Raw genomic sequence first — 22,547 nt, 5'->3', positions numbered from 1 at the left:
CTGTTTGTCTTTAAATACTATCTGTATTGCGCATAAACTACTTTAGTTTGTAGATATTCTTCCATACCATGTTTACCATCTGCTCCACCTAATCCAGATTTTTTCCAACCTGCATGAAAACCTTGAATAGCTTCAAAATGCTCTCTGTTAATATAAGTTTCACCAAATTCTAATTCTTCGCAGGCATGCATTACTTTATTGAAATTCTCTGAGTAGATAGAAGATGTTAAACCAAATTCACAATCGTTTGATAGTGCAATAGCTTCATCTAAAGTACTAAATTTCATTACAGGTAAAACAGGTCCAAAAACTTCTTCCTGTATAATTTGCATCTTTTGTGTTACATTAGTTAATAAAGTTGGCTGATAAAAATACCCTTTATTAAATTGACTTGATCTAGTGCCTCCAACAACAACTTCAGCACCTTCTTTTTTAGCATAGTCTACCATTTCAGATATTTTATCTAATTGGTCTTTAGAAACTAAACTACTCATATCTGGATTGTTGGCTGAAAAGGCATCTTCAACTTTAATGTCAGAAAATCTTTTAGTGATTTTTTCCATGAATTGGTCATAAATAGAATCTTCTACATAAACGCGTTCTGCACAATTACAAACCTGTCCACTAAATATGATTCTCGAATCTACTACTGCTTTTACAGCTAAATCTAAATTCGCATCTGCACATACAATTGCTGGTGCTTTTCCTCCTAATTCTAAAGATACTTTTGTAATATTTAGAGATGCAGCTTCCATAACTTTTTGTCCAGCACCAACACTTCCTGTTAAGCTAATAATACCAGTAATTGGACTTTTTGATAGAGCATTTCCAACAATACTACCTTTACCACAAACAAAGTTTAATACACCAGTAGGAATGTTTATTTTCTCAATTAATTCGGCAAATGCCATAACCGTATTTGGCGCCACAGAACTAGGGTTGATAATACATGTATTACCAGTTATTAAAGATGGTGCTATTTTACGAGCCATTACAAAGAATGGGAAATTCCATGGTAGAATTCCAACAGCTACACCTATAGGTGCTTTATGTAAAAAAATATGTTCTTTTTTTCTGTCACTTTGAATAATTTCACCTTCTATCCGTCTTGCCCAACCTGCATTATAGTCAAAATAATCGGCAGTAACATCGATTTCAACTTGCGCTAAACCCATTACTTTAGCTTGTTCAGCAGCTAAAGTTTTAGCTAAAAACACGCGATTCTCACGAATAACATCGGCCATTTTATGCAAATATCCAGCTCTTTCGATTGCTGTTAATGATTTCCAAGCATGTTGAGATGCTTGCGCAGCTTCTAGAGCTAATTCTGCATCTTTAACACTTCCGATAGGCATTAAAGATAAAACCTCTTCAGTACAGGGGTTTAAAATTTCAATGACATCTGTTGAAGTCGATTTTATGAATTTTCCGTTTATAAATTGTTTAAATTCTTTCATGGCTTATTTACGTTTAGTTATATGTATTATTGGTTATTTTTATAAACAAACAAACACTGCGTGCTATTTGGAAGGATGTGCTTAGCAAACTTATGATATAATGGTGTTTAAATATTTATCCATAATAATCAATAATATGTATAATTTAAACATAGTGACTATTTTTGGTTTTTATTTTAACCGTTATAGATTATTAAATCGATGTATTTTATGCTACTAATTGTAGAAAAATTAAGAGTAGATATTAAGCTTAATTTATTAGAGTACTCGTTTATTCCTTCTTCTTTAAAAAGTGGCTATTTTTAATAGGGATGGATTTTTTTAAAAGTGAAAATGGAGATGTATTTGCCATTTCGTCCTTGATGTTGTTTTTAAAATACGATAATAAAAAACGACCTATATTATAAAGAGTGGGCTATGTGTATTTTCCAGATTTGTAAGAGGCAGGTGTTAATCCTGTGACAGATTTAAATACTCGGGAAAAATGGTATCTGTCTGAAAATCCTAAATTAAACGCAACGTCTTCGATAGATTTGTTGGTATGTTCAAACAATTCACAAGACTTTGCTATTTTTCGATTTTGAATAAAATTATGAAGTGTTATATTCATTTCTTCTTTAAACAATCTAGCAAACGAATTTGGTGCCATGTTTACAAGAGAAGACATCTCTGTATTCCTTAATTTTTTATGAAGATTGACTTCTGTAAAACGGATTACTTTTAAAACACGCTCGTCTATATTTATTGCTTTCCATAATTCGGGACCTATATTGGTAAGTGCTTCTTTAATAAAAGCTTGTAATTTTAAATTAAATGTAAGTTTGAAATCTTTATTTTCTATTTTTAATCGTTCCGTTAAATAGCTCAATCTATCCTTTAAATAATCGGTTAGTTCAATTTTTAAAATACCAGGATATATATTGTCAAATGGGATACCTAAATTAAAATGAATGAAGAAATGAATGAGATACTTATCTTCAAAGTCCTCTTCTTTATGGTTTGTATTTAAATGTTTACCAGAAACATGAATACCTTCATTATAAATATGATTTTTTGTGTAGCGCGAAGAAAATGATGTAAATGGAGGTATAATGTATATATGATTAGGGTCCATTTTTATAACAGTATCTTGATCAATTAATTGACCTCCTGAGTTTTTATTCCAATATAGTCGCCAAAACGGGAAAACCATTTCGTGGCAATCCCATAAATCTAATAACCAATATCTGCAACATAACATCTTTATTTTTAGGTCTATAAAGTTTTGTTTGTTTAATGATGGATCTCCTAGTTCTATGTTTTTTACAAACTTCATAAAAGTGGAATGTTTGAATTAGATACAAAAATACAGATTTTGAATATTTATATCATTGAAGTGTACAAGTATATTTGTGGAATAAATTATTATTCAAATTTTATGAAAACGTTAAAGCTCCCAATACAGGTAGAAACAGAATTAAAAAAAGTGTCAGAAGTAGCGGGCTATTTATGGCAGCGTGAATGGGCAGAACGAAATGCCGGAAATATATCGATGAATTTAACGTCTTTTTTTACAAAAGAAGAAGTTAAGGGGATTGGTACAGAAGTGGCTTTCGATTTTCCTAAAGAATCCGCAGGGTTTGTTATTTACATAACTGGAACAGGATGTTATTTACGAGATTTAGTAGATAAACTTGAAGAAGTGTCTTGTATTCTTTATATAAATGAAAATGCTACAGGGTATTCAATTATTTGGGGAGGAAAACGTGATAATTTTGGTCCTACCTGTGAATTAATCTCTCATGCGAGTATCCATTTATTCAATTCACAATACCATCCAGAAAACTTAGCTGTGGTACATACCCACCCGCTAGAATTAATTTGTATGAGTCATCATGAATTGTTTGATAATGAAGAAGAATTAAACAGACAAATTTGGATGATGTGCCCAGAGGTGAAAGTATTTGTACCTAAAGGCATTCACTGTACGCCATATGCTTTATCAAGCACAGCAGCTTTAGCAGAAGTAACTATGGAAGCGTTTAAAACAAGAAACGTATCCCTATGGGAAAAACATGGTGCAACGTCTACCGCTCCCGATGTCATGAAAGCTTGGGACTTTTTAGATGTAGCAAACAAAGGCGCTAAAATGTTAATGATGTGTTGGGCTGCAGGATTTAAACCAGCAGGCTTATCGAACGCTCAATTAACAGAATTAGAACAATTTACATAATTTAAAGCATTATATATCATGAGTAGATTAATAGGTAGACTACCAAAGGTAGGCATTCGCCCAGTTATCGATGGGCGTGAATTAGGAGTTAGAGAATCTTTAGAGGTTCAATGTATGGATATGGCCAAAGCGGCTGCAAAATTAATACAAGATACATTGCGTTTCCCAAGTGGAGAACAAATAGAATGTGTTATTGCAGATACAACAATTGGCGGTGTTGCAGATGCTGCAGCTTGTGCAGATAAGTTTAAAAGAGAAGGCGTAGAGGTTTCATTAACAGTAACTCCATGTTGGTGTTATGGAACAGAAGTTATGGATACAGATCCGTTAACACCTAAAGCCGTTTGGGGATTTAACGGAACAGAAAGACCTGGAGCGGTGTATTTAGCTGCTGCTTTAGCAGGGTATTCTCAAAAAGGATTACCTGCTTTTGGAATCTATGGTAAAGAAGTTCAAGATGGAGGCGATCAAAGTATTCCTCAAGATGTTTCAGAAAAAATTATACGTTTTGTAAAAGGGGCTTTAGCAGTCGCTCAAATGAAAGGTAAATCGTATTTATCTATAGGTTATAGTTCTATGGGAATTGCTGGTTCTATGGTTGATGTAAACTTTTTACAAGACTACTTAGGAGTTAGAGCAGAGTTTGTAGAGTCTATTGAGATTTTAAGACGTATTGATAATAATATTTTTGATCAAGAAGAGTATCAAAAAGCTTTAGCTTGGACCAAAGAAAATTGTGAAGAAGGCGAAGATAGAAATAGTCCAGAATCACAAAAAACACGTGAACAAAAAGATGAAGAGTGGAAAAAAGTTGTAAAAATGACTTTGATCTGTAAAGATTTAATGAATGGAAATCCTAAGTTGAAAGCTTTGGGATTTGGTGAAGAATCTAAAGGAAGAAATGCCATTATGGGCGGATTTCAAGGACAACGCCAATGGACAGATTATCAGCCTAATGCCGATTTTACAGAGTCTATTTTAAACTCATCTTTCGATTGGAATGGTATTCGTCAAGCCTATACCTTTGCTACGGAAAACGATTGTTTAAATGCTATTTCTATGTTATTTGGTCACTTATTGACTAATAAAGCGCAGTTGTTTTCAGATGTAAGAACCTATTGGAGTCCAGAATCTGTAAAACGTGTAACTGGTAAAAAATTAACTGGAATTGCAGAACACGGTATCATTCACTTAATTAACTCTGGTTCTACAACTTTAGATGCTACGGCTCAACAAAAAGATGCTGATGGAAATCCTACCATGAAACCTTTCTGGGATATTACCGAGGATGATGTTAAGAGATGTTTAGATAATACAAAATGGCCACCGGCTACAACCGAATATTTTAGAGGTGGCGGATTCTCTTCTCAGTTTTTAACCAAAGGAACTATGCCTTTAACTATGTGTAGAATAAACTTAATTAAAGGGATTGGACCTGTTTTACAAATTGCTGAAGGGTGGAGTGTAGAATTACCAGATGATGTTCATAAAGTTTTAGATGAAAGAACAGATCCAACATGGCCAACAACATGGTTTGTACCAAGAACAACAGGTAAAGGCTTTTTTAAAGATGTTTATACTGTAATGGCTAAATGGGGTGCTAATCACGGTGCAATTTCTCATGGCCATATTGGTGCCGATTTAATTTCATTAGCGGCTATGTTGCGCATTCCTGTGAACATGCATAATGTAGAGGAAAATGATGTTTTTAGACCAAGTGCATGGTCGGCTTTTGGTGAAAACCTAGAGGGAGGCGATTATAGAGCTTGTAAAAACTACGGGCCACTTTACGGTTTTAAAGAATAATAATAGCAATATAAAAAAAGGAGAGGTATATTTTTTTAGTTTAAAATACCTGATCTGATTTGTAGAATGATGAGTGGCTTATCCTTTTAACGACGTAAAATCTATAAAAAGGAAGGTCGCTCATTTTTTAATATTCTAACTCATAGAATATTTTATTTTTTTGTCCATTTATATTCTTAATGGACAAATATCATAATACCAAAAGCACAAATAAAACTTATACGCATGAAAAAAGTTATAGCAGTTATAGATATAGGGAAAACCAATAAAAAAATATTTTTATTTGATGAAACGTTTAAAGTGGTGTCTCAAAATGCCATTCAGTTTAAAGAAATTAAAGATGATGATGGGTTTTGTTGTGACGATATAGAATCGATTGAAAATTGGATTCAAAACGAGATAAAAAAAATTCAAGATCAAGGTATCTATAAAATTAAAGCTATAAATTTTTCAACACATGGCGCTTCATTGGTATATTTAAATAAAGAAGGAAAACGCATTGCTCCATTGTATAATTATTTAAAACCATTGGATATCAATGATTATAATGGTTTTTATGAATCGCAAGGAGGTGTCGAAGAGTTTTCTAGGAAAACAGCATCACCAGCTTATGGCATGTTAAATACAGGAATCCAAATGTTATCGCTTAAGAGGAACAAACCGGATATATGGAAACAAGTCGATGCTATTTTGCATTACCCACAATATCTAAGTTATTTATTTACAAAGAAAATAACGGCCGATTTTACCTCTGTAGGTGCACATACAGCTACTTGGGATTTTGATACCATGCAATACCATAAATGGTTAAAAGATGAAAATATTACACTACCAGAACCTTGTAAAGGTAATAAAGCTGTAATATCCGAAATAAATGGAGAAAGCATTGCTGTTGGTACAGGGTTGCACGATAGTTCATCATCTATTATCCCTATTTTGGAAAAAGAAAAAGATTTTGTTTTACTTTCTACGGGAACTTGGATTATTGCTATGAATCCGTTTAGCAAAGAAACTTTAACACAGGATCAATTAAAACATAATTGTTTGTGTTTTATGACACCTGAAAAGCAGCAAGTAAAATCGTCCATGCAGTTTTTAGGGCGTATTCACGAGGTATATTTAAAAGCGTTGAGTGATTATTTTAAAGTAGATATCAATACGCATATGGATTTAGTATTAAATACCACGCTTTGTAAAGAATTAATGGATCAAGATGCCCGCATATTTTTAGCGGAAGGTATTGATACCGATTTTGAAGCGCACCCTGAATTACTGAAAAACTTTTTTTCTTATGAAACGGCTTACTATCAGTTAATTTTTGAAATTTCAAAAAAAGTAATTTCTGGTATTAATTTAATATCGGATAAAAACTCTAAAATTTCAAATGTATTTATTTCTGGAGGATTTAATAGAAATGAAGTGTTTATTAAGTTTTTAAAATGTATAAGACCAAATATAACTGTTAAAATTTCAGACTGTAAAAATGAAAGTGCTTTAGGTGCGGCTTTGTTGATGAAAGATTATTTGTAATTATATTTCACATGGTTAAGAACGAATATGATTTGTAAAACACCAATGAGCCAACCCCATATTCTCTAGCAATTTATTCAATACTTTTTCTTGTATAGAACTATTTTAACCAGTTCGGTTTTCTAAGAAGCTTACAGTTATTTAATCAGGAGGGTTTTAATTAATTATAACTATTTTTAATGATGGTTATAAAAGTAATGGAGCACTAAAAATAAAAGTAGTATTGAAATAGATAAGGCGTTTTACTTAATAAGGGGTAAGGTATTCTATAAATTATTTATATTCGTTTATAAAAAAAAGCTCAACATCAAAATTTGATGTTGAGCTTTTTAATTAAAAAAACTAATTATTAAATAAATTTTACCAACCTGGATTTTGTGGTAATAAATTAGGGTTAAGTATTAATTCGTTACTTGGTATAGGCAATAAATATGCTTTACTTTCATCAAAATTATAAGGGTCTGAACTAAGAAATGGAGCAATATAACCTTCAGAATCTATCGTTACATTTGATTCTGGTGTATCTGAATTTACAATACCATCGTAAAAATATGCTCCTCTAGGAGTGGTTCCATTAACTAATTCATGAGCTCTCCAACGTAATAAATCATCAAGTCTAAAACCTTCTGCCATTAGTTCAACAGTACGTTCTCTACGAACTTCATACAAAATATCTGTAAGGGTATATCCATAATTTGGCCAATCAGGATCCATAGTTATTGATCCTAACGTTATACCAGGCATACCTACACGAGTACGTAACTTATTAATAGACTTTTCCAAATGAGCTTGAGTAATGGTACCTAATTCTGCTTTAGCTTCAGCAAAAATTAATAAAGCTTCAGCATAACGCATTATAACCTTGGACGTGTTTTTAGTAAAATCACTAGTAACAGGATCTATATCAATATTTCTATATTTTTGTGATTCATACCCCGTAAGTCCTGCATTAGCAGTAGTGAAATCAGGAGCTATATAAGCAACAGTTGAGCTACCATCTCTTTTAATTAAATCTCCAGGCACCATTATTAAAGCGGCTAATCTTGGATCTCTGTCTACTTCAATTGTAGCTAAAGACTTATCTCCTTCATCGTATAAATCGCTTACTGAAATAGGGTCACCATCAATACATAAATAGCTACGTATTGCTTCTCTAGTATAAGCACAACGGTTCGGCCAAGAAAGTTGTAAACTATTATTAAAACCTAAATCGTCATTAAAATCTCTCCAAAGCATTACTTCGCTATTACCGCTCAGTCCAACTTGGTTAAACAAAGAAGAATAATCATCTTCAAGTGTAAATACACCACTATCGATAAGTTCTTCAGAAGTATCTGCAGCGATTTCTAAATAAGCAGAACCGTTAGAGCCTTCTACGCCAAAAGCTGTTCCATTATGATACCTTTCCCATGTCCCTTCATAAAGCGCAATCCTTGCTTTTAGTAATAAAGCAGCTTCTTTACTTACACGAGGACTTGTTGAGATATCTGGAAAAGATTGTAATAAAGAAATAGCAGTGGTTAAATCCGAAAGAATAAAATCGGCTACTTCATTTCTTGGTTCTCTAGCAGCGAATAAAAATTCTTCATCCTTATCATCAAAATATTTATCAAATATTGGTAAATCACCGTAATCAACTAAAAGATTAAAATAGTAATACGCTCTAAAAAAATAAGTTTCTCCTATGTATTGGTCAATTTCTGTTTGATCACCTTCTGCTTGATCAACATGATCTAAAAGCCAATTAACTTCTCTTACCTCGTCCCAACTCCAAACTGAATTTGAAGACTCTGTAGCTACACCTGTTTGACCACTAAGTCTAGAGTTTATATTTTCAGCAATACCCATATCAGAATCAAGATCGGGTAGTACAGAGAAACCTACATTAGTATTTGACCAACCTGGTAAATCATTATAAAAAGCATTAACTGATGCTCTTAAATCACCAGGTGTGCTATAAAAATCAACCTCCGAGACAACATCCAAAGGTGTTTTTTCTAAAAAGTCTTCGCAAGACGACAAAGTCACTGCTGTACTTAAAATAAATAATTTTATTATATTTTTCATATTTCTACAATTTTGTAATTAGAATGATACGTTTAATCCCATGGATACAATTTTCTGTAACGGGTAAGATATGGCACTACCTGTTACACCAGCTGTAATATTTTCTGGATCAAAGAAGAGCATATCGTTAACTGTAAATAGGTTTTCTCCGGTAACATAAAGTCTAAAATTGGTTATACCGTGCTTGCTAGTTACATCTTTAGGTATTGTATATCCTAATTGTAAACTTTTTAATCTAGCATAAGCTCCATTTTGTATATAACGGTCAACTACTTGACTATAATTTTTGTTATTTCTACCTGGGTTGGCAGAGTATGGTGCTGGGAAATAAGCATCTAAATTTGGACCTAATGGATTTGTGGTATCTTCAGGTCTAAAATAATCTAAATGTTCTTCCCAAACATTAGCATGAAATGCGCCTTGAGCAGGACCTCTAAACCTTTGGTGATTAGATACTACGACATCTCTTTTTCCAACACCTTGTATAAAAGCATTAAAATCTAAATTTTTATAGACAAAACCAAGATTTACTGCATATTGATAACGTGGTGTAGTATTACCAAGTACACTCCAATCTCCAGTATCTCCAACTTCCCATGCGCCTCTGTTTATAGATCCGTCGCCATCAAGATCTTTATATTTTGTATCACCAGCTGAATAAGACCAACCAGTAACCGCACTTTGGTCTATAGGATGATTTGCTGCTTCTTCATCTGTTAAAAACCAGCCATCCCATGTAAGACCGTAAATTGTACCTAAATCCTGTCCTGGGTAGTAGGTTTGAGTTAAAGATTGCTCCGCTGTTCCATCAGGAACAGGGTAATCTACTATGCTTCTTGTATAGTCTGAAAGTACCGCTCTAATATTATAACTAAAATCTTTACCTATATTTTGTCTCCATTTAGCCTCTACTTCCCATCCTTGAACTCTTGAAATTCCTGCGTTTGCTACAGGAGCATTTGTTCCTAACTGTGCAGGTAAATTAAGACCACCTGTAGCCATGCCTTCGATATCTGTACGATACCAAGAAAAACCTATATCCAGTTTGTTGTTAAATGCGCTAAGATCAAAACCAATATCGGTAGTTTTTACTTTTTCCCAAGTTAAGTTTTCACTACCTAAACCTGGCGTAAAAGCGTAAGTTTCGCGTTGACCATCAAATAAATAGCTTGTTCCGCCAGTATTTAATTCTATATTAGATAAATACAAATAATTACTAACATTTTGATTTCCTAACGTACCATAAGACCCTCTTAATTTGAAGGTGTTAATAGCATCTATTGGCCAGAAATTCTCTTTAGCTACATTATATCCAGCCGAATAACTTGGAAAACCAGCCCATCTATCCTCTGGAGCAAATCTAGAAGATCCATCTCTTCGGTAGCTAAATTCAAATAAATATTTTTCTTTGTAATTATATCTAAATCTACTAAACACACTTTGTGTTGCCCAATGCGTTATGGCTTCACTTACAAGTTGATCATCATCTAAAGATGCATTTATAGAAACTACATTATCAGAAATTAAATAATCAGTCTGTGCACCTAAACTATGGAAATTATTCACCTCACTTTGGTATCCTACTGTAGCATTAAGGTTATGGTTCCCAATAGATTTATCATAAGTAGTAAAAATGTTAGGAGAAAAATATTCGGTTGTTGCAAAAGCTGGAGAATAAGATGTGTTTTGCTGTGCTACTCTATCAATAAATCCGGCAGGTCTTATTTGTTGACTTGATAAAATACTCTCTTCTTCATAGTTATTACTTCTTTTATAATTAAGATTAACGTTTAATTTCAAGTCTTTAATAGGCTCAATAATAAATCTTGGTAATAAAACAAGTTGATTTTGTTCTGTTTTAAAACGCTGAGTAGCCCAAAACGGAAAATATGAGTGTCCAAGCCATTCCTCTCCATAAATAGGATCTACTAAAGGAAAGGTTGGTTTTATTTTAGATAATAAGTCTAAAACTCCAGATAAGTCATTATCTGTACCTCCTTGCGTTGGGTAATCTGAGTAGCTTTTTAAAACTTTAGTTAATAATTCTACTTTTAACCATTTATTAACTTGTGAAGAAATTTTTGCATCAAGATTGTATCGTTGAAAAGATTCATCTCCTACTTTCAAAAGACCACCTTCGTCATAAGCCCCAGCAGAAAAATAATAGTTTAATTTTTGATCTCCACCTGATATACTTAAGTTATGTTTAGTTCTTTCAGCCCAATCTTTATATAAAACTTCAGTCCAATCGGTAGCACCTGTAGCATCAATTCCAATACTGGTATAGTTCCAGTTTGTACCCGCAGCATTAACACCTATTGATGGCGCACTTCCAGGGTTTGCCATGTTGGCCAAAATATTAGCTAAATCTGTTTCATCATGATATGGGTTTTGACCATTATTTATCCTAGAATCATTAACAGCATAAGCAAAATTAATGGGGCTAGCTAATTCGGGAATTTTTGTTGGTTGGGTTAAAGCGTAGTTAGTACTGTAAGTTACTCTAATTTTCCCTTTCATATTACTACCGCTTTTTGTGGTAATTAATATGGCTCCACCTGCAGCTTGTGATCCATAAATAGAGGCTGCTGCAGCATCTTTAAGTACAGAAACAGTTTCGATACTTTCAGGGTCAATATCATTTAAATTCATTTCAATACCATCAACAAGTACTAATGGCGAAGATTCTTGAACATTACCACCGCTACCTGCACTAGTTAAAAATCCACGTATATTAATATTGGTATCAGCACCAGGCGCACCACCAGAAGATGAGTTACTAATTACTAATCCTGGTACGGAACCTTGCAATGAACGAGCTACATTTGCTGAAGGTCTGTTTTCAAAAGTTTCTGCACCAACTTGAGATACTGCTGCGGTTAAATTTACTTTTTTCTGTGTACCATACCCAACAACAACAACTTCGTCTAATTGAGAGATATCTTCATCTAAAACAATTTTAAGTGTTGTTTTGCCTCCAACAGAAACTTCTTTTGTAACAAATCCCACAAATGAAAATACTAACACTGCATTTGCATTGGATGGTGTTATCGAGAAACCTCCATCAAAATCAGATTGAGCTCCATTAGCTGTGCCTTTTTCTACAATATTAACACCGGGTATTGGTTGACCGTTAATATCGGTAATTGTTCCTTTTACTTGTTGTTGTAAATAGTTAGTAGTTTTTTTAAATTCTACACTCGTGATAGGCTCCAAACCATAACTGGCAGAAACGCACGAAAAAACTAAAACGCTCAAGAAAAAACTTAAGTGCTCTTTTTTTCGATAGAAAGAGAAATTGTGTAATTTAATTTTCATAGAAATGTGAGTTAATTAATAGTTAAAAATTTTTGTGGTTAGTAATAGCTTTTCATCTTTAAACATCTTCTAAAAAAAACAAACGAAAGCAAAAAAAATCTTAAACGAATTCGGTTTTGTAGCGTTTATTTTCATAAAACAATGTTAAAAACATAATAAACCTATATATTCTAAACGTAATGAAGATAAGAATTTCGACAAACAACACCTACCATTCGACAGATAAGTATTAAAATCATGTTAATTTTTTATTAACTAAAAAAGAACCCTTTTTATACAGACAATAAGAAATTGATTAAATTATGGTATCGGGGTGTATAAAATTTTAATATTCAAGGTGTTTAAACCAAATAAAAAACCTCCAACGATTTTAAATCATTGGAGGTTTTATTATGAATAAATACTCTGAATTTTAGTACCCAGGATTCTGTGTTAGATTAACATTATCATCTAAAAAGTTAATAAAAATTGGTAATAAATAGTAATTATCATCCCAAACTCTTTGATAAATTTCAAGATCTGATGAATCGTATTTTGGACCTATTAAATCGCCCGGTAAGTCTACATCATCAGGAATTCCATAAACAGTACCAATAACTTGGTTACCTAATTTATATCTCCAAATATCAAACCAACGTTGTGGGCCTTCACCAGCAAATTCATAGCGTCTTTCTAATAGAATAGCATCGATCATGGAGTTACCAGTGGTTCCTCTTGTTACAGTTGGTAATCCAATATCTGCATATTTTGGCATTCCAACACGTTCACGTACTTGGTCTAAATATGTTATAGCTTCTCCATCTCTTCCTTGTCCTGCTAAAGCTTCAGCATACATCAGTAAAACTTCAGAATATCTAATTATTTTAAGATCAGCATCTCCTTCTATATTGTTAAGCATAGTATAATCTGTATACTTTTTAAAACCATATCCCGTTGGGTTATTGTTAGAGCCTTGAACTCTATCTCTTGTATCTCCATAAGATGGGTGAGGTAAAAAGATATCATTATTTACACCATCAGTTCCAAGATATTCATCTAAAGGTAACCTAACAGAAGCCTCAAGTCTAGGGTCTCTATTCACCCAAGGGTTAGCAGGGTCGTATGTTGAATCATCTTTAGGAAATAAACCATTGATAGTTTGAACTTCTTCTATAAAATTTGAAGTAAACCCTGGTCTTCTTTGATTATTTCCACTACCATTAATCCCTTTATATAAATCTCTAGGAGAAACCTGCAACGCATATCTACTTACATTAATACCTGTTACGTAAATTGTTGCAAGTATAGTTTCTGGAGATATTAAATCGCTATTTGGAGTAAACTGCTCTTTAAAACCATCAATACCATCTACCAAAGCGTAAACACCACTGTTAATTATTTCTGAACAAGCTGCCTCTGCTCCTTCATATAAAGCATTTTGGTCCGAATGCCAACCTAAAGCATTTAAATATGCTCTCGATTTTAATGCTAATGCAGCACCTTTAGTTATACGACCAACATCGTCACCTGAGTATGTTTCTGGTAAATGATTGTCAATTTCATCTAATTCACTAATAATAAAATCAAACACTTCTTGTCTTGGTGTTCTAGCAGGGTTATCAGCAGGTGTTAATGTTGTTGTTACTAATGGAACATCTCCGTAAGCTAATACCATAGTTTCATATATCCATGCTCTAAAAAACCTTGCTTCTGCAGCAAATCTTTCTCTATTAGATTCTGTTTGAAACGTAGCACCAGGTAATGACTCTAAGAAAAAATTAATATTTGCAATATCTTGATATCTATAAAAAGTTCTTAAAGATCTTCTACTATCACTCCAATTAAAATCTGAACCTTGGTTATCTGCAGTATTTGCAATATTTCTATGTATTGCATCATCTGTCCAAAAATAAGGAACAATATAGGCCTGGTTTGCATCTATCGAAAATAACGGATCTTCAACATCTAAATTAGGCAATGAAAAGTAAAGGTTATTTAATGCTAAATTTAAATCTTCTTCCGACTGGTAAACAGTAGATAAATCAAGATCATCTAGATCATCTACTTTTAGAAAGTCTTCATTACAAGATGTAATGAAAACAAGCAACACAAGTAGAGATGCTAATTTGTATGTTTTTATATATTTCATATTAAATAATATATTTAAAAATAAATGTTTTTGATATATTTTTATTCTATTCATAGTTTTAAAATTTAATATTTAAACCTAATGCCGTAGTAAATGGTAATGGGTAATCCACATTATTCACACCTAATTCAGGATCCCAACCATGCTCATATACAGGACTGTTAGTCCATATCACTCCAACGTTCTCCATAGACAAGTATAAATTCATACTTTTAATAAATGAAATACGATTAAGTATGTTTTCACCAAAATCATAATTAAGCGTTACGTTTTGTAGCTTAATAAATTCTGCATCCACAATAAAGTGATCTACAGCACTATTATAATTTTCATTACTTGTACTAACAGGTCTTGGTAAAAGTGCATCTGTATTTCCTTCAGACCAGTAATCTAATTGGTATGTCCATGGAATACCTCCACCTAAAAACGGATCTACTACATTTGCTGAATTCCAATACTGATTATTATCAAATGAACCATAAAATCGAGCTGATAATGTTAAGTTTTCGTAAGATACTCCTAAGTTAAAACCAACATTCCAGTTTCTATCACTATTATCATCTATTGTAACACGATCTTCACTATCAATAACACCATCTCCAGTGTCCATTACACCATCTCCATCACTATCTATAGTTAACTGATCGATATATTTAAATCCACCTAAGTAAGTTCCAACACCATTAGCACCACTAACGTTACTCTGGTCTATAAGCGTTCCATCGCTTGTAACATAAGTATCAATTTCTTCTTGACTGTCAAAAAAGCCATCTACTTGATACCCAAATCTATTATTTACACTTAAACCTACTTGCAGGTTATTACTTTCCGAACCACCTTCAATACGAGTAATTTCATTATCATAATTAGAGATATTAGCTCCAACAGAATATTTGAATTTCCCAATAGTATTTTTATGTTTTATATTAAAGTCCCAACCAGAACTTCTAACATCATATGGGTTACCTTGCGCATCTCCAAAACCATATTCGTATGCCGTTGAAGAAATATTATCCAAGATATCTTTACGATTATTCACAAAGTACTCAGCTCCAATGTCTAGTTTTCTATTGAATAATGAAGCGTCAATTCCAATGTTTAATATTGTTGATGTTTCCCAAATTAAATCAGGGTTTACAAAGTTATCTACTCCAAGTCTTGCATTTGAAACTCCTCCTAAAGGATATCCAGAAGCATCATAAGTTACTAATTGCTGAGTTACAGAACCTAACGTACCATCTGAACCTGCAGAACCGTATGACCCTCTAAATTTTAATAGATTTACAAAATTAACGTTATCAAAGAATTTCTCTCTAGAAGCAACCCAACCTACAGCAACAGATGGAAAAAAGCCCCATTTATTTTCGTCTGTAAAATAAGAAGACCCATCTCTTCTAAAAGATGCTTCAATTAAATATTTATCGGCAAAACTGTAGTTAAACCTACCTATATAAGACAAAGTTCTTGCATTACCACCTCTAGTCTCAGTGTTTCCAAGACCATCATAAGTGTTAGAATCGTTTACAAGCTCACCTTGATTTAACGATATAATATTATCAAAAAGAAATCCTGTTCTACTTGCCGCTAAAAGTTCTGATTCTCCACTCTCACTTTGTATTGCTAAAAATGCTTTTGCAGAATGTTTTCCTTTCTCAAACTCGTATGTTAAAGAGGTTAAAGAACGAAAATTATGAGATTTAGTAGATTGTACCTCTAATACTCTTTCATCTGTTGAAACTGAAAAATAATCTCTATTTGCAGAATCTGGGTTTGTGTAAGAGTCAGGATCCGTAGCATCAAGACCTACTGATGCAAATGGATTAGACCATGCTCTTGCATACTCATTAGTTTTTATGTAAGATACACGTTCCTCCAAAGATAATCCTTTAACAGGTGTTATTTTAGCGTATAACTGTACATTTATTCTATCTAAATCAGATTCACTAAAGCTTCCTGAAGATGCACTTGCTACTGGGTTAGACCCATCTGCAGTTCCATTACTTACCCATAAATCATCTTCCGTTTTTACAGGATAAAAAGGCAAACCTCTTACATTAGTTCCTCCTACAACCTCTACAGATTTATCTATTCTATTACTAATTAATGTGTTAGTACCAACGTTTAACCAACTATTAATATCTGTATCTATTTTTAAACGTAAATTCAATCTCTCAAATTTATCTTCTCCAAGCGCTAACCCCTCTTGCGTAAGGTAACTTCCTGTCATTAAATACCCTGTGTTTTCAGATCCACCAGATAAGGTTAAACTATGAGATTGTTGCACAGCACTACTTTCAAAAACTTCTTCTATCCAATTAGTTTCAGGGTAAAAGCCGCTATTAGCCAAACTTACAGAATTCTCATCCCAAGTCCCCGGAGCAATATCATTTTGAAACGCCATATATTGGCTAGAATTTAATGTTTGTTGTAATCTCGGAGTTGTTTGTATAGAACTCGTCATATTATAACTTACAGTTGTCTTTTTATTTCTAGATGCTTTTTTAGTGGTTACCAATAATACTCCATTTGCACCACGGGCACCATAAACAGCTACAGCAGAAGCATCTTTTAAAACAGATACACTTTCAATGTCCTGAGGATTAATATCAGATAAAGAACCTTCAAAATTATCAATTATAACCAATACATCATTAGCATCGCCAATAGTACTAGTTCCCCTAATTTGAATACTAGGTATAGCTCCTGGAGAACCACTAGTATTATTCATAACTAAACCAGGAACAGATCCTACTAAAGCAGAATATCCATTAGTTACAGGTCTTTTCTCTAGATTTAGTTCTTTATTAGTAACTTGAACTACAGAACTTACTACTTTACTAGAATTCTGTGTACCATAACCAACAACTACAACTTCATCCAGTTGTGCAATATCTTCAGCCAAAACAACTGTAATATCTGTTTGGCTACCAATAGGAACTTCCTTTGTGACAAAACCAACAAATGAAAACACCAAAACGGCATTCTCGTTTGATGGACTAATAAAAAAGCCACCATCAAAATCAGACTGAACTCCGTTTGTTGTACCTTTTTCAACAACATTAACACCCGGAATAGGTTGCCCGTTAACGTCTGTAATAAGTCCTTTTACTTGTTGTTGTAAATAGTTTGTAGTTTTTTTAGATTCTACACTCATAATAGGTTCCAAACCGTAACTAGCAGAAACACACGAAAAAACCAATACGCTCAAGAAAAAACTTAAGTGCTCTTTTTTTCGATAGAAAGAGAAATTTTTTAATTTAATTTTCATAGAAATTCGAATTAATTAACAATATTTTTTTTTAGATATTCTTAATTTTATTTTCAAGCAAAAATATTAATCAACACTCAATATTGTTTAAACAATATAGAATACTTTTAATACTAATACTTTTAAAATTTACATTAAGAATGTAATAAATTTATAAGTTCTTTAAAGTTAACAGGTAACTATTTCGACCAATGACCTCTAGCTCTCGACAAATAATCAAAACACAACCTAAAAGCCCATTATCACTAGGATAATCCTTAACATAAAACGTGTTTCTTATCTTACAAAAAGCAGTATTTACCTCCAAATACGCACCTAAGCACAGCATAAATTCTTGCTCTTAAAACCTACAAATACAACCTAGTACGCTATCATATACCTGATTACTGAATAATATTCCTTTAGTCTTTTATGAAACCTAAAAGACGTGAGACGAAAACGACTTTTATCTATAACCCTAAGTTATTGGTCGAAATTTCAACTCATAAAACATAAATAAGTATATTTTTATAACATACTTATATGTGTAGATAAAATCAGTTTGTTTTTTTACACCGCTAAAAAGTAAACTATTAACAACACTAACTTCTAACATCAACCAAAACATGAGTACCCTTTTTAGAAAGATAAAAAGCACATTAACCCCATACTTATTATGTTTCTTACTAGCGCTTACATCATGCGATAAAAAAGAACTAAAAATAGGTGAAACTGAAATTATCCCGTTACCAGCAGAATTAATAGAAGGCAACGGACATTTCATTATTAGCGAGAAAACAACAATTTCCGTTAATAATGAAGAGCAAAAAACTATTGTAATTAATTTTTTTAAAAAATTTGAAACAGCATCCGGATGGATCCCAGAAATAAGTATAAATAATGATCAAGCAGATATTATTTTTTATACTGAAAAGTCTCTCAACCCTGAAGCTTACGAATTAGTCATTAATACAGGGGGCATACATGTAAAATCGGCCTCAGGGGCCGGTTTTTTCTATGCTATGGAAACCATTGGGCAATTACTACCTGCAACATTATATTCCAAAGAAAAACAAGCAAATACCATTTGGGGTATTCCAGCTGTTACTATTAAAGACGAACCGGCTTTTAAATGGCGTGGCTATATGCTAGATGTATCTCGTCATTTTTTCACAAAAGAAGAAGTAAAAGATGCTATCGATTTTATGGCAGAAGTGAAACTAAATCGCTTCCATTGGCATTTAGCAGATGATAATGGCTGGCGTATAGAGATTAAAAAATATCCAAAATTAACAGAAGTAGGAGCGTGGCGTGTAGACTATAATGCTAAAGATGAAAATACATCCAATTGGTGGGGGAGACCTAGACAAAAAGAAGGTGAGAAAGCAACCTATGGAGGCTTTTACACTCAAGAAGATATTAAAGAAATTATAGCTTATGCTAAAGAGCGCTATATCGAAATTATTCCAGAAATAGATATGCCGGGACATTCATTGGCAGCTATAGCGTCGTATCCAGAAATATCATGTTCCGAAGGCCCTTTTTATGTGGGTACAGGCGGAGTTGTTAGGAACAATACGTATTGCCCTGGTAAAGAAGTTACTTTTGAGTTTGTTGAAAATGTTTTAGGAGAAGTTATGGATTTATTTCCTTTTGATTATATGCATATTGGCGGTGATGAGTGTAATAAAGAAGCTTGGGAAGTAGACCCAGATTGCCAATTGCGTATGAAAGAAGAAAATCTTGCCAATGTTCATGAATTGCAAAGTTATTTTGTTAAAAGAGTAGAGAAAATAGTAAATGCACATGATAAAAATATGATTGGTTGGGACGAAATATTAGAAGGTGGTTTAGCTCCAAATGCAACCGTAATGTCGTGGCGCGGTGAAAAAGGCGGTATTGCTGCGGCAAGACTTGGTAATGATGTTATTATGACGCCTTCAAGATATTGTTATTTAGATTTAAAACAAGGCGACGACGATTTAGAGCCTAATTTGGGCTACGCATACTCCTTTTTAAAAGATACATATAACTATAAAATAGTATCCGATAGTTTAACAGCCGAACAAGGAAAACACGTTTTAGGTATACAAGGGAATCTGTGGACAGAGTCTATAACCAATTGGAGCCAATTAACTTATATGACTTTTCCTAGGTTATATGCAGTTGCAGAAAATGGATGGACAGATCAAAAAGCAAAAAATTGGGATGATTTTACAGGCCGCTTACTAAATCAATTAGAACGATTAGAAGAAAAAGGAGAGCGTTATGCTACAAGTGCTTATAATGTTAGAATAGATCATAAAGGTCAAAAAGAAGGTTCTATCAATGTTTCACTTAAAACCGAAGTTAATGGGTTGGATATTTACTATACTTTGGATGGTACGGAGCCATCATTAACTTCAACTAAATACAAATCGCCATTTTTACTAAAAAATACATCGACAGTAAAAGCAACTTCATATAAAAAAGAGGAGCAAACGGGTAATGTTTCAACAAAATATTTTCCTATTCATAAAGCGGTTGGAGCAAAAGTAGTTTATAATTCACCAAAACTTAATGATGAAGAATCACTATATCGTTTAGTCGATTTAAATTATGCAAAACTGAATAGAGGCGATCGTAATTGGCAAAATATTAATGGAGATTTAGATGTGGATTTATTTTTTAACGAACCAATATCAATACAATCGTTAGAAGTTACAAGTCTTAGATTTACTAATTCGAGTGTTTATGTTCCAGAATACATTGAAATTTATGGTTCTGAAGATGGTAATACATTTACTAAGTTAGGAGAAATTAAACAACTAGAAAAAAGCCACACTCAAGGAAGAAACAAGGTGGTTTCTTTAATTAATTTTAAGGAAACAACGGTAAAAGCAATAAAGGTAAAAGCAAAAAGTGTTAATCCAATTCCAGAAGGACATCGCAGGGTTGGAGGTGCATCAAAAATTTTAATTGACGAACTTATAATATTTTAAAACATTAATAATAAAGAATATATAAAATGAAACATTTATTTATAGTAGTACTCTATTTACTCGTTAATTCATGCTCAAATAAATATGAGGCTATTGTGAATTCTGAAAGTGATTATCTTATAGTTCCAAAACCAACATCATTAGAGATTTCTAATGGTAAATTTTTGTTAGATTCAAACACAAAGGTTATAGGTGAAGCAGCTCTGGAAAACGAAGGTGATTATCTTTCAAGTTTATTAAGTAGCATGTTAGATAAGCCTATACCTTTTACAGATGAAGGAAAAGCGGATGGTAATATTTTATTGAAACTAGATGCAACTATACCTAATAGTGAAGGTTATGTTTTAACAATCAATTACAATCAAATAACAATAACGGGAAGCACAAGTAAAGGGGTGTTTTATGGCATACAAACTCTAAGCCAGTTAATTCCTTTAGCTAGCAACCCGGAAGCTAGTCTAAATACAGAATTTTTAATTCCTGCTGCAACAATAGCAGATAGCCCAAAGTTTGTTTATAGAGGTATGCACTTAGATGTTGCTCGACATTTTTTTCCTGTTTCATTCGTGAAAAAATATATAGATATACTTGCTATGCATAAAATGAATACGTTTCATTGGCATTTAACAGAAGATCAAGGATGGCGTATAGAAATAAAAAAATATCCAAAACTAACATCTATTGGTAGTATTAGAAAAGAAACTATTGTTGGTCATGGTAATACATGGAGAAATCCCGATGTTAAATATGATGGAAGACCTTATGGTGGTTTTTATACACAAGAAGATGTAAAAGACGTTGTCGCTTATGCGGAAAAAAGACACATAACCATAATTCCAGAAATAGAACTGCCAGGACACTCTTTAGCGGCTATAACAGCATATCCAGAATTAGGTAACACAGGCGAACAATATGAGGTAGGAACACGATGGGGTGTTTTTCCAGAAATTTATGCACCAAGCGAGAAAACCTTTAAATTTTTAGAGGATGTTTTAACAGAAGTTATTGCGTTATTTCCAAGTAAATTAATTCATATAGGAGGAGATGAAGCTCCAAAAACACAATGGGAATCTAGCAAATTGGCTCAAGATATTATAAAAGTAGAAGGCTTAAAAGATGAACACGAGTTACAAAGTTATTTTATAAGAAGAATAGAGAAATTCTTAAACTCTAAAGGACGAAATATTATTGGTTGGGATGAAATTCTAGAAGGAGGTTTAGCTCCAAATGCAACCGTAATGTCTTGGAGAGGCGAAAAAGGCGGTATTCAAGCAGCAAAAATGCACCATAATGTAGTTATGACGCCAACAGGTTTTTGTTATTTCGATTTTTATCAAACTAAAGATAGAAAAAACGAACCACTTGCTATAGGAGGTTATACATCTGTAGAAAAAGTATATAGTTATAATCCTTTGCCACAAGAATTAACTAAAGAAGAGCAAAAATACATTTTAGGAGCGCAAGCCAATGTGTGGAGTGAATATATTACAACACCCAAACAGGTAGAATATATGGTTTTACCAAGATTAACAGCATTGTCTGAGGTGGTTTGGTCTACTTACGAAACAAAGGATTGGAGCGATTTTCAAATGCGTTTAATTCATTTAACAAAAAGGTATGATGCTTTAGGTTTAAATTATGCTAAGCACAGTTTAGAGTTAAAGACCGAAAAATAAACGGTTTTATAAAAAAAGTTGTAACTCATTTGTTTTTTTATCTATAACCAGAAGTTACTGGTCGAAATTATGCGCTATTAGGTATTTAAAAATTTAATTTTAATCGCTAAGTATAAAATTAGAAG

At 32.9% G+C, this 22,547-nt stretch carries 11 protein-coding genes; 5 read left to right on the top strand and 6 right to left on the bottom strand.

The genetic code is table 11. The features are described from left to right. Positions 1-17: 17 nt before the first annotated feature. Both aldA and GQR97_RS17610 read right to left on the bottom strand, forming a co-directional pair. Positions 18-1,457, bottom strand: a complete 1,440-nt coding sequence (aldA, locus tag GQR97_RS17615; RefSeq protein WP_158850797.1) for an aldehyde dehydrogenase — start codon at positions 1,455-1,457, stop codon at positions 18-20. 415 nt (positions 1,458-1,872) lie between these two features. Beyond that, positions 1,873-2,772, bottom strand: coding sequence for a helix-turn-helix domain-containing protein (locus tag GQR97_RS17610; protein ID WP_158850795.1), 900 nt, complete (start codon positions 2,770-2,772; stop codon positions 1,873-1,875). 102 nt (positions 2,773-2,874) lie between these two features. On the opposite strand from GQR97_RS17610, the gene rhaD reads away from it, so the two are divergent. The 3 genes from rhaD (at position 2,875) to GQR97_RS17595 (ending at position 7,005) form a co-directional block, all read left to right on the top strand. Then, the gene (gene rhaD, locus GQR97_RS17605; protein WP_158850792.1) at positions 2,875-3,669 is read left to right on the top strand and encodes a rhamnulose-1-phosphate aldolase; all 795 of its coding nucleotides are present in this window, start codon (positions 2,875-2,877) and stop codon (positions 3,667-3,669) included. An 18-nt stretch (positions 3,670-3,687) separates the two neighbouring features. Next, on the top strand, positions 3,688-5,475 hold the full coding sequence (locus GQR97_RS17600) for an L-fucose isomerase (RefSeq protein ID WP_158850790.1): 1,788 nt from the start codon (positions 3,688-3,690) through the stop codon (positions 5,473-5,475). Positions 5,476-5,700: 225 nt separating this feature from the next. Beyond that, complete coding sequence (locus tag GQR97_RS17595) at positions 5,701-7,005, top strand: FGGY family carbohydrate kinase (protein WP_158850788.1); 1,305 nt, start codon at positions 5,701-5,703, stop codon at positions 7,003-7,005. A 360-nt stretch (positions 7,006-7,365) separates the two neighbouring features. On the opposite strand, the gene GQR97_RS17590 is transcribed toward GQR97_RS17595, so the two are convergent. The 4 genes from GQR97_RS17590 to GQR97_RS17575 all read right to left on the bottom strand — a co-directional run bounded on the left by GQR97_RS17590 (position 7,366) and on the right by GQR97_RS17575 (position 17,786). After that, positions 7,366-9,072 carry a RagB/SusD family nutrient uptake outer membrane protein gene (locus tag GQR97_RS17590; protein ID WP_158850786.1) on the bottom strand — a complete coding sequence of 569 codons (1,707 nt, stop codon included), beginning with the start codon at positions 9,070-9,072 and terminating at the stop codon, positions 7,366-7,368. Positions 9,073-9,090: 18 nt separating this feature from the next. After that, positions 9,091-12,390 (bottom strand): SusC/RagA family TonB-linked outer membrane protein, encoded by a 3,300-nt coding sequence (locus GQR97_RS17585; RefSeq protein ID WP_158850784.1) that lies wholly within the window; start codon positions 12,388-12,390, stop codon positions 9,091-9,093. 412 nt (positions 12,391-12,802) lie between these two features. Then, entirely contained in the window at positions 12,803-14,518 is a 1,716-nt protein-coding gene (locus GQR97_RS17580) for a RagB/SusD family nutrient uptake outer membrane protein (RefSeq protein WP_158850782.1), read from the bottom strand. 58 nt (positions 14,519-14,576) lie between these two features. Next, positions 14,577-17,786: a SusC/RagA family TonB-linked outer membrane protein gene (locus GQR97_RS17575; RefSeq protein ID WP_158850780.1), complete on the bottom strand. Its 3,210-nt coding sequence runs from the start codon at positions 17,784-17,786 to the stop codon at positions 14,577-14,579. A 605-nt stretch (positions 17,787-18,391) separates the two neighbouring features. Here GQR97_RS17575 and GQR97_RS17570 point away from each other — a divergent pair. Both GQR97_RS17570 and GQR97_RS17565 read left to right on the top strand, forming a co-directional pair. Then, positions 18,392-20,746 carry a beta-N-acetylhexosaminidase gene (locus GQR97_RS17570; protein ID WP_158850778.1) on the top strand — a complete coding sequence of 785 codons (2,355 nt, stop codon included), beginning with the start codon at positions 18,392-18,394 and terminating at the stop codon, positions 20,744-20,746. A 26-nt stretch (positions 20,747-20,772) separates the two neighbouring features. Further along, complete coding sequence (locus GQR97_RS17565; protein ID WP_158850776.1) at positions 20,773-22,422, top strand: beta-N-acetylhexosaminidase; 1,650 nt, start codon at positions 20,773-20,775, stop codon at positions 22,420-22,422. The last annotated feature ends 125 nt before the right edge of the window (positions 22,423-22,547 follow it).

The sequence above is a fragment of the Algibacter sp. L1A34 genome (assembly GCF_009796805.1).
GTDB lineage: Bacteria > Bacteroidota > Bacteroidia > Flavobacteriales > Flavobacteriaceae > Algibacter.
Note: the sequence above shows the minus strand (reverse complement) of the source record. Positions and strands in the feature narration are given on the sequence as shown.